We start from the raw sequence: 13,032 nt of genomic DNA, 5'->3' as shown, positions 1-13,032 counted from the left end.
GATCACCACTCCGGCAACTTCGCCTACTACGCGGGCCCGGTGACCGGCTGCGGCGGCCGGCCATTGCGTCAAGTGGGGCGGCCAGGCCGGTGTCAGCGCATAGAACAGTCCCTCCGAGCATTGCGGGTCTTGATCATGATGAAGAAGCTTCTCTTGGCCGGTGTGCTCATCGTGGGCGCCCAGCAGGCGGCCCTGGTGGGCACCGCCCAGGCGACCGCCGCCCAGGCGACCGTCGTCGCTCTCCCGGCCGCCTTCGACAAGGCCGCCGCCGCCTACGAGGTGCCGCGTGACCTGCTGGTCGCGCTCGGCTACGCCGAGACGCACCTCGACGGTCACGGCGGCGAGCCCAGCGCCAGCGGCGGCTACGGCGTGATGCACCTGGTCAGCAACCCCTCCTCGCACGCCCTGGAGGACGCGGCCAAGATCACGTCCCAGACCGCGGCGAAGCTCAAGACCGACGACGCGGCCAACGTGCTCGGCGGCGCCGCCGTACTGCGCGCCAAGGCCGACAAGCTCGGCTTGACCGCGGCCGAGCGCAAGGACCCCGCCAAGTGGTACGAAGCGGTCGCCGCGTACGGCGGCGCGGCCAACGCGAGCACCGCCCGGATCTACGCCGACGCCGTCTACGAGGTGCTGGCCAACGGCGTCGACACCGCGGGCGTGAAGGTGGCCGCGAAGGTCGTCGAGCCGGACCGCGGCAAGTACGACGACGCGGACCCGCGTCAGCTCGCGGCCGCCACCGACTATCCCGGCGCCCTGTGGGCCGCCGCCAGCTCGTCGAACTACGCCGTGTCCAACCGGCCGACCGACGAGAAGATCGACCGGATCATCATCCACGTGACCCAGGGCTCGTACGCGGGCACGATCTCGTGGTTCCAGAACTCCGCCGCCAAGGTGTCGGCCCACTACGTGGTGCGCTCCTCCGACGGTCAGATCACGCAGATGGTGCGGGAGAAGAACCGCGCCTTCCACGCCGGTGTCAGCTCCTACAACCACCGGTCGGTCGGCATCGAGCACGAGGGCTTCATCAACGACGCCTCGTGGTTCACCGACCAGATGTACCGCTCGTCGGCCGCGCTGACCAGGAACATCGCCGACCGGTACGGCATTCCGAAGGACCGCAGCCACATCATCGGCCACGTCGAGGTGCCCGGCTCGGACCACACCGACCCCGGTTCGCACTGGGACTGGAACAAGTACATGAGCTACGTCGGCGGCGGCTCCGGCGGCGGCACCAACCCGTACACGCCGGAGAAGGTCTGCGGCACCGGCTACAAGGTGATCGACTCGCAGGCCCTCGGCACCTCGGGCACGGTCTACCTGCTCTACAACAGCACCAACGCCAACAACTGCGTCGCCACGCTGAAGAAGACGTCGCTCGGCAAGGCCAGCGCGGCCAGCGCCTTCCTGGAGGTGTCCGGCAAGACCCGGATCACCGACTCCGGCAGCTTCACCTACTACGCGGGTCCCGTCAGGGCCGCCGCGGACAACAAGTGCGTGAAGTGGGGCGGCAAGGTCGGCACGGCGAGCTACGAGAGCCCTTCCGAGCACTGCGGCTGACCCTCCTCGGCCGAAGTGCGACGGCCCTGACATCCCCTCCGGTGTCAGGGCCGTTTTATTTGGGGTTGGGGGCACGTGGGTTACTCGGATTCGAGGCACGTCGATCGGGGTCACGCGGGGTCGAGCACGTCGAGGATGTCGACGACATACAGCAGGGGGCGGCCCGCCTCGGCGGGGAAGGCGACGCGGGCGCCCACACGCTGGCCGGCCAGACCGGCCACCCAGCCGGGCGGCGCCGCCTCCGGCACGAGCGTGAAGGCGCTGGGGCCGCCGCGCAGGTATGACGAGTCGACGACCCGGCGGCCCGGCCACTCCACCGCGACGTACTGGACGACGACCTTCGCGCCCGCCCGCACCGAGGGGCCGGAGCCGCCGATGAGGACGCGGGGCGAGCGGTCGTCGGGCACGTCCGGCAGGGCCCGCCCGACCAGGCGCGCGTCCGGCGGGTAGCCGCCCAGGATGTCGAAGACCAGCACCAGTGTCTCGGCCGGGCGCGTCCCGCCGAGCGGCGGCCCGGGGCCGTATGAGAGGGCCGCGGGACCGACGAGCATGACCCGGCTGCCCGCCGGCCGGCCGATGAGCGCCTCGCGCCAGGATTCCGGTACGTGCCGCCCGTCGAAGACGACCCTGGCGGGCTGATGGGCGTCGTACGTGTTCGCGTACGGCAGGTTGCCTGACCACCGGCGGACCTCCACGTCCGCCAGCACCACGTCACCCGGCATGGTCGGCCGCCCGCTGCCCGCCGACAGCACCGTCACCCGCGGCAGGGGATCCGGCTCGCCGTCCGGGATCGTGATGACCGGTCTGGCGCCGAAGGACCCCCTCACGAGCGGCAGCGGGCCCTGCCCGGTCGGCCCGCACGCGGTGAGGAACACGAGCACGGCGAGCCAGAGCCAGCGCACGATTTCCCCCATATCCGAATCCCCACATATCCAGATCCCCACATATCCAGATCCGCCTGACTACTTACCGGGACCGGCACGAGGAATGCGTCCGACCGGGCCATCTCCCGGCAAAGGCGCGGGAGACTGGGGCGATGAGCAAGCCGAACCTGGCCCGCAGGGTCGCGGACGCCGCCGAGATCGCGCTGGCCGGCCGCAAGTACGTGACCTTCATCGACGTGGTGACCGGCCTGCGCTGGGTGCACTCGCGGCACGTCGACACCTGGCGGCAGGGCCGCGCGGCCACGCTGGCCGAGCTCGCGCCCGTCGACGACGACCGGCTGCTCACGGCCGCCGCGCTGCTGAAGGACTGGGCGACCGCCAAGGGGCTGCGGCCGGTGGAGACCCCCTACGTCTCCGGCAGCCGCGACCGCCGCGAGCTGCGCTTCACCGCCGACCACGGGCAGGAGGTGTTCCGCGTCCATTGGCTCTCCCCCGACCTCAGCGAGGCCCGGGTGCGGCAACTCACCGAGCGGCAGAGCAAGGCGCCCGACCTGGTGGTGGTGGCCCCGCTCAACGCCTGGACGTGCGCGACCTGCGGCGACACGGGCCCTTACCTGATCATGGAGGAGGACGAGTCCCACTGCCTGACCTGCGCGGACATGGACCACCTGGTCTTCCTGCCGTCGGGCAACGCGGCCCTCAGCCGCCGGGCGAAGCAGGAGAGCGGCCTGTCGGCGGTGGTCGTCCAGTACAACCGGCGGCGCAAGGTCTACCAGCGCCAGGGGCTGCTGGTCGAGGAGCACGCGATGGCGGCGGCGGAGGAGCGGTGCCTGGCCGACGAGGAGGTGCGGCTGCGCCGCCGTGAGCGCGACCGGGAGCGCCGGGCGGACCAGGACGTCGAATACCAGGCGCGGATGGCGGCCGAGATCGCCAGGCTCTTCCCCGGCTGCCCGCCCGCGCGGGCCCAGGAGGTGGCCGCCCACGCCGGTCAGCGCGGCAGCGGCCGGGTCGGGCGCACGGCGGCGGCCAGGGCGCTCGACGAGAACGCGATCACGCTGGCCGTGGTGGCCTCGATCCGCCACCTCGACACCGACTATGACCGGCTGCTCATGTCGGGGGTGCCGCGCATGGAGGCTCGCGACCTGATCAGGGACCGGATCGACGCCAAGCTGGCCGAGTTCCGGCGCGTTGGGTAGCGTCCGTGAGCATGGATGACTGGCATGACGTACGGGAGCAGCTGCGGGTCTTCGCGCTCGGGCTGCCGGAGACGCACGAGGATCATCCGTGGGGTGAGACGGTGGTGAAGGTGAACAAGAAGGTGTTCGTCTTCCTCGGCATGGACGAGCGGACCGAGAAGTGGGACCCGTCCTTCACCGTGAAGCTGCTGTCCGAGGCGCGCGGCCACGCGCTGACCGTCGAGGGGGCCGCACCCAGTGGCTACGGGCTGGGCAAGGCCGGGTGGGTGTCGGTGCCGTTCCTGGCCGAGCTGCCCGAGACGGAGGTGCTGCTCGACTGGGTCGAGGAGAGCTACCGGGCGATCGCGCCGAAGCGGGCGATCAAGCTACTCGACGACGAGACCTGATCACCCGCGTTCACCCCACCCGGCTCAGGTGACCGCGAGCCGCTGGGCGTACCTCTCCTCTCGCCAGAGCTCCTTGCCCAGCACCTCGGCCAGGACGGCGGCGGCGTCGTACACGTCCACGAACCGGGTGTACAGCGGCGCGAAGCCGAAGCGGAGGATGTCGGGTGCGCGGAAGTCGCCGTGCACGCCCCGGTCGATGAGCGCGCGCATCACCGGATAGCCGTCGGGGTGGTAGAAGCTGACCTGGCTGCCCCGCTCGGCGGGCTCGCGCGGCGAGGCCAGCTCCAGGGCGTCGCCGACCAGGTCGATGAAGAGCGAGGTCAGCGCGACGCTCTTGGCCCGGACCTGACGCATCGGCACCCGCTCCCACACGTCTAGCGCCGCCTCCAGCGCCGCGAACGCCAGCACGTGCGGCGTGCCGACCGCGAACCTCCTGATCCCCTCGGCCGGCCGGAAGTCCGGCTCGAACGCGAACGGCTCCGCGTGACCGTTCCAGCCGGACAGGATGTTCTCGGCGGCGGCCTGGTGGCGCGGGTTCACGTAGAGGAACGCGGGCGCGCCGGGACCCGCGTTGAGGTACTTGTACGTGCAGCCGACCGCGAAATCGGCCATCGAGATGTCCACCTCCATGGCCCCGACACTGTGGCACAGGTCCCACACCATCAGCGCCCCCGCCGCGTGCACCCGCGCGGTCACTGCGGGCACGTCGTGGCGGGCGCCGGTGCGGTAGTCGACCTCGGACAGCAGCACCACGGCCGCGTCGTCGAACCGTCCCTCGGCGAAGTCGCGGACCTCGTAGCCGCCCAGTGTCCTGGCCAGCCCTTGGACCATGTAGTGGTCGGTGGGGAAGTTCCGTACGTCGGAGACGATCACCCGCCGGTCGGGCCGGAGCCGCGTCGCGGCCGCTACCGCCTGATAAATGGCGATCGAGGTGGTGTTGCCCACCACGACCTGGCCGGGGCCCGCGCCGATGAGCGGGGCCAGCCGGTCGCCCGTGGTGAGCGGCTGGGCGTACCAGCCGGCGTGGTTCCACCCGCCGACGAGTTGCCCGCCCCACTCGTCCTCGACCGCCTGCCGCACCCGTTCGGAGGTACGGCGAGGCAGCGCGCCGAGCGAGTTGCCCACCAGGTAGACGACGCCCTCGGGCAGCACGAACTCATCCCTGAAGTCCCGCAGCGGATCCTCGGCGTCCAGCGCGAGGCAGCGGTCGCGATCCAGCACGCGATCACTTCCTTTCTGGGGGAATCGTGGCGATTACCCGGTTGATTCCATTCTCATACTTACGGACGTACCAGCTCTGCACCGGATTGTGCGTCGTGGGGTCGAGCCGGAACGTGCCACGCGGGCTCGCCAGGTCGCCCACCCGGCCGAGCGCCGAGGACAGGTCTCCGCCCAGCGCGGCCGCCCGGTCGATGAGCTGCATGGCGTCCCAGCTCTGCAGCGCCACGGCCGACGGGTTCCGGCCCGTCTTGGCCTTCCATCCAGCCACGAACGCGGCGTTCTCGGGGGTGGTGAGCGCCGGTGAGTAGAGTCCGACGCTGGTCATCCCCTCGGCGTCGGCCCCGATGGCTTCCAGCACGTCCTCGTCGGCGAGGTTCTGGCAGGCCAGCAGGTTGATCTTGGTGTCGTAGCCGAGCTGCTTGAAGGTCTTGGCGAACGTGACCGCCTCGCCGCCCGCGTAGAAGGCGTACAGGAGCTTGGCGTCCGGCGGGATGCTCTTGAGATAGGGCGCCAGATCCGCGCTCTTGCCGTACGGGGTGAGGATGCGCTTGAGCGGCTTGACCCCGTAGCCCTCGGTGAAGCCGTCGAGCGTCTCGGTGCCCCCCGAGTAGTCGGAGGCCATCAGCACGACTCCCGCCTTGCCGTACCGCTCGGCGGCGTACCTGCCCGCCGCGTAGCCGTGCGCGTGGTTGGTGAACGACACCCGGAAGACGCCGGGGCCGCCCAGCTCGTCGGCGCCGGCGTTCGCGATCACCACCGGCGTGCCGGCCGCCTCCTTGACCACCGACACCGCGACCGGCGAGGCGAGCAGACCGGTGATCACACTCACCCGCTCGCGCGCGATCAACGACCTGGCCTGCTGCTGCCCCTTCTCCGGATTGCCCGCGTCGTCGGCGACGACCAGCGCGGCCGGTCTGCCGCCCAGCCTGCCGCCGTGCTCCTCCAGGTAGAGGCGCATGGCCGCCTCCATGTCGTCGCCGAGCACGGCGTAGACCCCGGTCTGCGAGATGATCGCGCCGACCTTGAGTGTGGGATCCGGCTTCGTCTCCAGCGTGGGCGAGACACCGCAGCCCGCCGCCATCAGCACCACCAGTCCGAGCAGTGGCCCGCGCACCGGCGCTCCCCTCAGGCCCCGGGCTGGAAAGGACTCGGCAGCGCTCTCGGCTTCACGAGGCGCACGCCGCTCGGCTTCACGAAGAGACCACCACTCGGCTTCACGAGGAGACCACCACTCGGCTTCACGAAGAGACCACCGCTCGGCTTCACGAGGAGAAGACCGCGCGGACCGACCCCAGGCCGTCGACGTGCGCCTCGAAGTCGTCGCCCGGCCCGACCGGCACGATGGGCCCGAGCGATCCGGTCAGCACCACATCTCCGGCCCGCAGCGCGTGGTCGGTACGGCCGACCCGGCTCGCCAGCCATACGGCCGCGTTGAGCGGATGGCCCAGGCAGGCGGCGCCCGAGCCGGTCGAGACCTCCTGGCCGCCGCGCGTCATCGTCATCGCGGCCCCCCGCAGGTCCAGGCCCATCAGGGAGACCGGCGTGTTGCCCAGTACGTACGCGCCCGCGGAGGCGTTGTCGGCGACCGTGTCGGCCAGCGTGATGTCCCAGTCGGCGATGCGGGAGTCCGCGATCTCGATGGCGACCAGCGCGAACTCCACCGCCCTGATCACCTCGGCCGCGGTGAAAGGCCCGCCGACCAGGTCGCGGCCGAGCACCAGCGCGACCTCCGCCTCGGCCCGCGGCTGCAGGAACCGCTCCACCGGGATAGGAAGCCCATCGAGGTACGACATATCCGCGAAAAGCATGCCGAAGTCTGGCTCGTCGATGCCGAACTGCTTCTGCATCAGCCGGTTGGTAACGCCGATCTTCCTGCCGACCAGCCGCCGCCCCGCCTCCAGCGCCCGCCGCGTGTTGATCTCCTGTACGGCGTAGCCCTCATCGGCGGTGCTGACCATGTCCCTGACGGGAGCGCACGGCTTGACCGAGCGCGCGGCCTCGGCCAACCGGTCGGCCGCGTGTGCACGGGCGTCTACCGCCGCTGACCATTCGTCCTGCATCAGGCTGCTCCTTGGGTAGGCCGTGGAATGTCTCTAACATCGTCTCCTCCGGCGGCTCCACACGCCATGCCGTACATAGCCGATCTGTGCCACACCGGCCCGTCTTGCTGCACAACCACCCGCGGATCGCCATCCTGGACTCCATGCAGAAGCGCACAGAACGCATCACGGCCCACGACGGCTCCTTCGACGTCCATGTCTGGCTGCCCGACAGCGGCACTGGCCCCGGCATCCTGCTCATCCAGGAGATCTACGGCGTGGGGCCGTACATCGCGAAGGTGGCGGAGGAGCTGGCCGGCCTCGGCTACGTGGTGGCCGCGCCCGACCTGTTCTGGCGGCTCCAGCCCAACTGGATCGGCGAGCACACTCCCGAGGGCACGGCCGCCTCGATCGAACTGGCCGGGCGTTTCGACGTCCCGCAGGCCGTGGCCGACTGCGCGCTCACCCTCGCCCGCCTGCGCGAGCTGCCGGAGGTGAGCGGCGGCTGCGGGGCGCTCGGGTTCTGCCTGGGCGGCTCGCTCGCGTTCATGCTGGCCACCCAGACCGAGCTCGACGCCGTGCTGTCCTTCTACGGCTCGGCCGTGCCCGAGGCAGCCGGGCTGGTGGAGCGCATCGGCTCGCCCCTGCTGCTGGTGTTCGGCGGCAGCGATCCGTACATCCCGCGCGAGCAGGTGGCCACGGTCGAGCAGGCCGCGGCGGGCCGGGCCAATGTGCTCATGCACGTCGAGGAGGAGGCCGGGCACGCCTTCCACAACAGCGAGTCGCCGATGTTCCACCAGCCGGAACCCGCCGCGCGAGCCTGGCAGGTGGCGCTCGCCTTCCTCGCCGAGCACCTGCCCGCGCGCTCGTAGGTCCGGAGCTGACCACCCACCCGCGCGGCCCGTGGACGCCGGTCCGGAGCTGACCACCCATCCGCGCGGCCCGTGGGCGCCTCCCCGCGCGCCCGTCGGCACCTAGCCGGAAGGACAGCTTCCCGTACCTCGGGACGGCCGCCATCATGGTCCGATGGCTCGGACGTGGGATTTGTGGGGAACCGTCATTATTGCTGGTACCTTTGCGCTGCCCTTGGCCGTACTGGCAATCTTGCTCCTCGCCCGTCACCGCGCCCGAGCGGGCCACCCGGCACCCGTGCGCACCGCCCTGGCCGACATCGGGATCGCCGTCGGAACCGCCCCCTGGGTGTGGATGATCCTCACCCCGGCAAGCGGTCAGAGCGGAGTCAGCCTCGTGCCGTTCATGGACCTCGCCGACGTGCTCAGCGCCTCTTGGGAGACCGTGTTGGTGCAGGTGGGAGGCAACCTGCTGGTTTTCGCGGCGCTCGGCGCGCTGCTGCCCGTACGCACCGCGCGGCTGGCGTCGACCACTCGCGTCGCCGCCGTCGCGGCCGTCGCCTCGATGACCGTGGAGGCCCTCCAGTACGGCCTGCGGCTGGGCCGCCTCTCCTCCATCGACGACGTGATCGTCAACACCGCGGGAGCCGTGCTCGCCGCGCTGATTACTCGCCGCTGGTGGGCGAGCCGAGTAGCGGCCGGGACCGTTCCAAGGTAACGGCCCGCTGAAACCCCGCCGACTTCACCACACGGGCATGATTCGCTCAAAAGAAGCTCGCGACCATGCCTCGTATCTGTGCGATCGTGGACAAGACGGGGCAAGTTCTCTGGAGACGCCAAACGGGTTGGTGACAGAGGGTGGTCAAACGTGTCTGAAGTCCCGGTATCCCACGAACCCCCAATCTATCGACGCATCGCCGACGGTCTCCGCTCCCGGATCCTGTCCGGCGAACTGCGCGACGGGGATCGGCTACCGGGCGAGAACACGCTCATGGCCGACTACGGGATCGCCCGCGCCACCGCCAGGCAGGCGCTCGCCGTACTGATCAACGAGGGGCTGGCGGTACCGAAGCGAGGCTCGGGGGTCTACGTGCGACTGTTCAAACCGATACGCCGGCACGGCTCACGCCGGCTCTCCCGTGAGCAATGGGGTCAGGGACGCACCATCTGGGACGCCGACACCCGCGGCCGGCCCTTCACCGTGGACGAGGTGGAGGTGGCGCGCGAGCGGGCGCGCGAGGAGGTCGCGGGCGTCCTCGAAAGCGGCGAGGTGTGGGTACGGCGGCGCCGCTACTCGGTCGACGCCCGGCCCGTGCAGCTGGCCACGTCGTACTTCCCCGCCGGTCTGGTCGAGGGCAGCGCCATCACCGCCCCCGACACGGGACCGGGCGGCGTGTACGCGCGGCTGCGCGATCTCGGCCTGCCGCCCGCGCACTTCACCGAGGAAGTGCGCGCCAGGATGCCGGGACCACGCGAGACCGGGCTGCTCGACCTGCCCGGCGGCACTCCGGTGATCGTGATCACCCGGACCGCCTACACCGCGAACGGCCAGCCCGTGGAGCTCAACGAGATGGTGCTGGACTCGGCGGCGTACGTACTTCAGTACGACTTCGACGCCTAGGTCAAGCAGATATGTCAAGCGATAGGTTGACCTGTCCCTTGCGATCATTGCCTTCTCTAGAGATGTGACGCACGCTTCAAGGAGATGGAACCTGCGCGGGTCCCGGAGGGATGATCAGATGTCCTTTGATCGGCATCTAGCCGACATCGCCCGGGAGTTCGCGCTGTGGACCATCTGGCGGAGCGACGCCGGCCGTTGGTGGGCCACGCGACATCACCCGCTCAGCGCCGCGCAGCGCGAGGCCGGGTGCGCGATGACCATCGACGCCGACGACCCGGAGAGCCTGCGCGAGCAACTCCGGGACCAGGAGAGCAGGGCCGGCGAGCACGAGCCGCGAGCCGGTCCGGCGCCTCCGTGACAGCGTCGCGACGGACCGCTCCGGCGGTGCGCCGCGGACGCTCGCGAGCAGCCCGGTGCCGGGTCCAGCGACTCGGCGGCCCCGGCACCGGGCCCCCATAGGGGCCACGATCGCGGAAGCCTCCGACCCGATCGGGGGCGGAGGCTTCCGCCCGTGGGACGTGAAAAGGGCCCCGCCACATGAACCCGAGCATGGCGGGGCCCTTCGAGTGCGCCGGGCGTCCGTTCTTCCGCTCCCCCGTAGGGGGCACCCCTCGGTTAGCGGCGGACGTCCGAGAGGCGGCCGATGATGTCGACGTCCGTGTCGTCGGAGACGGGCCGCTCGACCTCCGCCGTCCGCTCGGCCGGGTTGTCCTCGACGATGACCCGCACGTCGTCCTGCGGAGTCGGCACGTGCTCCGGCTCCTGGACGACCTCCTGGAACTCCTGCACCTGGTCGACCTGTTGGGTCGCCTCAGGGTCCTCCTGCGGGGCGGCCTCCAGAGCGGCGGGCTCGGGCGCGGTGGACGGCTCGATGACCAGCGGGCCCGCCTTGCCCTCGGTCTGCATGAGGTCGCCGAGCACGGAGCTGATCTCGGTCAGCCTCCGTACGACCTCCGTGTGCGTGTTGCTCAGGTATTCGACGCGACGCCCCGCGTGCTCGTCGAGCGAGTCGGCCCGCTGCTGCGCCGACGCCAGCGTCGACTCGGCCTCGGCGCGAGCGCCGGCGAGCGTCCGCTCGGCCTCCGCGCTCGCGGAGGCGACCAGCTGCTCGGCCTCCTGCTTGGCGGAGGTGAGCACGCTGTCGGCCTCGGCCCGCGCCTCGCGCAGGGTGTCCTCGGCTTCCGTACGGGCGCTGGTCAGCTTCTCCTCGGCGTCGGCACCCGCCTGAGCCAGCATGCGCTCGGCGGCCGCCGTCGCCTCGCCCACGCGCCGCTCCGCCTCCGACTGGGCGGAGGTGAGCATGTTGTCCGACGTCTCACGCGCCGAAGTGACCAGCCGGTCGGCCTCCGACTTGGCGGCGTCACGCACGCTGATGGCCTCGGCCTCCGCGTCCTCCTTCTTGGCGGCGGCCTCCTCCTCGCCCAGCCGGAGGATCTGCGCCAGCCTGGGGCTGAGGTCCTCGTAGCTCTGCGGCGCCTCCACCATGCGCCGCCTGGCCTCCGCCAGCTCGACACGGCCCTGTTCGGCCTGGTCGATCGCCCGCGCCAGCCGCTCTTCCAGATCTCGGACCTGGTTACGGGTACGGATCATGTAGTCGTGCACCTGACGGCGGTTGTAGCCGCGCATCACGACTTCGAAGGTGTCCTCTTGCATCAGATCGGGAATGCTCTCGTGCTGGTTTGTCATGGGGGTTACCTAAGGGTTTGCGTGAGGCGGGGGAAACCGGCGGCTTGCAAGGTCTGGCGGCGAGACGTCAGGAATCGACTTTCCTGCCATCTGCCCACGTCCGCAACCGGAACACCAGACCTGGGGTGGGAATTACGATGGGACGGGTGTACATCGCAGCATTGGACAACGGAGCGGTCCCGGACATTCATCCCGAGGCGTACATCGCGCCAGGCGCCGTCGTGGTGGGCAGGGTTCGGGTGGGCCGGGCGTCCAGCATCTGGTACGGCTCCGTTCTCCGGGGTGACGACGAGCGGATAGAGATCGGCGAGGAGTGCAACGTACAGGATCTGTGCTGCCTCCATTCTGACCCAGGCGAGCCGGCGGTCCTGGAGCACCGGGTCAGTCTCGGCCACAAGGCCATGGTGCACGGCGCCCATGTCGAAGCCGGTGCGCTGATCGGCATCGGCGCGATCGTGCTCGGCGGTGCCCGCGTCGGCGCGGGCACTCTGGTCGCCGCCGGCGCCCTGGTCGGTCCGGGCAAGAAGATCCCGGCCGGGGTGCTGGTCGCCGGGGTGCCGGGGAAGATCGTGCGCGAGCTCACCGACGACGACCGGGCGAGTTTCGCCCGCACGCCGGACAACTACCAGGCCAAGGCGCTCAGGCACCGGACGGCGTCACCACTTTGATCAGGACGTCGTCCGGCACCGAGGCGGTGTTGAGCGCGTCCGCGTAGTCGGGCAGCTCGGGCCGGAGAAACCGGACGAAGTCGACGGTCATCTTGACGTCGGGCGTGCCCTTGACCTGCTGGGCGTTGCCTATGGCGGCGTCCTTCTTGAGGGCGTTGTAGCTGTTCCAGTCGGTGTAGGCGGTCATGCCCCACTGCAGCACCTCGGGAAGGTTCGCCGGCCACCGCCGGCCGACCTTCCAGGCGCCGCCGTCCTCCTTGTACAGGGCCACCGCGGCGGTCCCGACCCTGGCCAGGACGAACTCCACCCAGCCGGTCTTGATCTTGACCTCCTCCGGCGCGGAACTGCCGTTCTGGGTGTACGTCATCTCCAGCCGGCCGCTCGTGTCGGCCGTGCCGGTGGTCACCGACATCCAGTTCGCGTTGCCGGACGACTCGGGCACCCTGGCCATCAGGCCGCCGAGCGAGAACTTCTGCGTGGGCGTGGCGCCCTTCTTGCCCTCGACCTTGAGCCGGGCGTGCATGACGATGTCCCCGGCGAGCTCCTGATAGACGAACGGGCCGCGGAAGCCGTCGAACCAGGCGGAAACCTTGGGCTCCAAGTACAGCGAGCCCTTGGTGGTCGTACCAATATCGAGTTTGGCGATCCGATCGAGGTCCTTTTCGGTGTCGCTCAGCTTGCTCCACACCGACAGACTCTTGGCGGCGTCGAACTCGTCCGACGCCGAGCCCACCTCTCCGCCGGGTTTGGGGGGTAAGGCCTCCTTCAGGCTCAGGACGCCAGGGCCGGTGGGGGACGGCCGCACCGAGGTGGCCGTACCGCACCCGGCGAGCACACCCACAACCGACAGAACCCCTACCAATGTTGCCCTCATAGCGGACATTCTGCCGGGTAAAGCCCGTTGTTGATTCAGATCGGAC

The 13,032-nt window shown here is 70.4% G+C and carries 14 protein-coding genes; 8 read left to right on the top strand and 6 right to left on the bottom strand.

Going from position 1 to position 13,032, the window contains the following annotated elements; genetic code table 11:
* Positions 1 to 135: 135 nt before the first annotated feature.
* Positions 136 to 1,560: a peptidoglycan recognition family protein gene (locus tag AB0H88_RS41005; protein ID WP_357653972.1), complete on the top strand. Its 1,425-nt coding sequence runs from the start codon at positions 136 to 138 to the stop codon at positions 1,558 to 1,560.
* Positions 1,561 to 1,670: 110 nt separating this feature from the next.
* Here AB0H88_RS41005 and AB0H88_RS41000 read toward each other — a convergent pair whose 3' ends face one another.
* Positions 1,671 to 2,474, bottom strand: a complete 804-nt coding sequence (locus AB0H88_RS41000; RefSeq protein ID WP_357653971.1) for an FKBP-type peptidyl-prolyl cis-trans isomerase — start codon at positions 2,472 to 2,474, stop codon at positions 1,671 to 1,673.
* Positions 2,475 to 2,596: 122 nt separating this feature from the next.
* On the opposite strand from AB0H88_RS41000, the gene AB0H88_RS40995 reads away from it, so the two are divergent.
* Together AB0H88_RS40995 and AB0H88_RS40990 are read left to right on the top strand one after the other, a co-directional pair.
* On the top strand, positions 2,597 to 3,640 hold the full coding sequence (locus AB0H88_RS40995; RefSeq protein ID WP_357653970.1) for a DUF2293 domain-containing protein: 1,044 nt from the start codon (positions 2,597 to 2,599) through the stop codon (positions 3,638 to 3,640).
* Positions 3,641 to 3,651: 11 nt separating this feature from the next.
* Positions 3,652 to 4,026, top strand: coding sequence for an MmcQ/YjbR family DNA-binding protein (locus tag AB0H88_RS40990; protein ID WP_357653969.1), 375 nt, complete (start codon positions 3,652 to 3,654; stop codon positions 4,024 to 4,026).
* Between the two features lie 24 nt (positions 4,027 to 4,050).
* Here AB0H88_RS40990 and kynU read toward each other — a convergent pair whose 3' ends face one another.
* From kynU to AB0H88_RS40975, 3 genes are all read right to left on the bottom strand, one after another.
* Positions 4,051 to 5,247, bottom strand: a complete 1,197-nt coding sequence (gene kynU / locus AB0H88_RS40985) for a kynureninase (protein ID WP_357653968.1) — start codon at positions 5,245 to 5,247, stop codon at positions 4,051 to 4,053.
* Positions 5,248 to 5,251: 4 nt separating this feature from the next.
* Positions 5,252 to 6,361, bottom strand: a complete 1,110-nt coding sequence (locus AB0H88_RS40980; protein WP_357653967.1) for an ABC transporter substrate-binding protein — start codon at positions 6,359 to 6,361, stop codon at positions 5,252 to 5,254.
* A 148-nt stretch (positions 6,362 to 6,509) separates the two neighbouring features.
* Positions 6,510 to 7,307: a fumarylacetoacetate hydrolase family protein gene (locus tag AB0H88_RS40975; RefSeq protein WP_357653966.1), complete on the bottom strand. Its 798-nt coding sequence runs from the start codon at positions 7,305 to 7,307 to the stop codon at positions 6,510 to 6,512.
* Between the two features lie 143 nt (positions 7,308 to 7,450).
* On the opposite strand from AB0H88_RS40975, the gene AB0H88_RS40970 reads away from it, so the two are divergent.
* From AB0H88_RS40970 to AB0H88_RS40955, 4 genes are all read left to right on the top strand, one after another.
* The gene (locus tag AB0H88_RS40970; protein WP_357653965.1) at positions 7,451 to 8,158 is read left to right on the top strand and encodes a dienelactone hydrolase family protein; all 708 of its coding nucleotides are present in this window, start codon (positions 7,451 to 7,453) and stop codon (positions 8,156 to 8,158) included.
* Positions 8,159 to 8,435: 277 nt separating this feature from the next.
* Positions 8,436 to 8,855, top strand: coding sequence for a VanZ family protein (locus tag AB0H88_RS40965; protein WP_357653964.1), 420 nt, complete (start codon positions 8,436 to 8,438; stop codon positions 8,853 to 8,855).
* A gap of 150 nt (positions 8,856 to 9,005) precedes the next feature.
* Positions 9,006 to 9,758, top strand: a complete 753-nt coding sequence (locus AB0H88_RS40960; RefSeq protein ID WP_225293238.1) for a GntR family transcriptional regulator — start codon at positions 9,006 to 9,008, stop codon at positions 9,756 to 9,758.
* Positions 9,759 to 9,876: 118 nt separating this feature from the next.
* The gene (locus AB0H88_RS40955) at positions 9,877 to 10,116 is read left to right on the top strand and encodes a hypothetical protein (protein WP_357653963.1); all 240 of its coding nucleotides are present in this window, start codon (positions 9,877 to 9,879) and stop codon (positions 10,114 to 10,116) included.
* Between the two features lie 257 nt (positions 10,117 to 10,373).
* Here AB0H88_RS40955 and AB0H88_RS40950 read toward each other — a convergent pair whose 3' ends face one another.
* Positions 10,374 to 11,444 (bottom strand): hypothetical protein, encoded by a 1,071-nt coding sequence (locus AB0H88_RS40950; protein WP_357653962.1) that lies wholly within the window; start codon positions 11,442 to 11,444, stop codon positions 10,374 to 10,376.
* A 146-nt stretch (positions 11,445 to 11,590) separates the two neighbouring features.
* Here AB0H88_RS40950 and AB0H88_RS40945 point away from each other — a divergent pair, with 146 nt between their 5' ends.
* Positions 11,591 to 12,112 carry a gamma carbonic anhydrase family protein gene (locus tag AB0H88_RS40945; RefSeq protein WP_357653961.1) on the top strand — a complete coding sequence of 174 codons (522 nt, stop codon included), beginning with the start codon at positions 11,591 to 11,593 and terminating at the stop codon, positions 12,110 to 12,112.
* Here AB0H88_RS40945 and AB0H88_RS40940 read toward each other — a convergent pair.
* Positions 12,084 to 12,986 carry a hypothetical protein gene (locus AB0H88_RS40940; RefSeq protein WP_357653960.1) on the bottom strand — a complete coding sequence of 301 codons (903 nt, stop codon included), beginning with the start codon at positions 12,984 to 12,986 and terminating at the stop codon, positions 12,084 to 12,086. The two genes, AB0H88_RS40945 and AB0H88_RS40940, sit on opposite strands and share 29 nt — an antisense overlap.
* Positions 12,987 to 13,032: the final 46 nt, after the last annotated feature.

It is taken from the genome of Nonomuraea sp. NPDC050680, assembly GCF_040654555.1.
Lineage (GTDB): Bacteria > Actinomycetota > Actinomycetes > Streptosporangiales > Streptosporangiaceae > Nonomuraea.
Note: the sequence above shows the minus strand (reverse complement) of the source record. Positions and strands in the feature narration are given on the sequence as shown.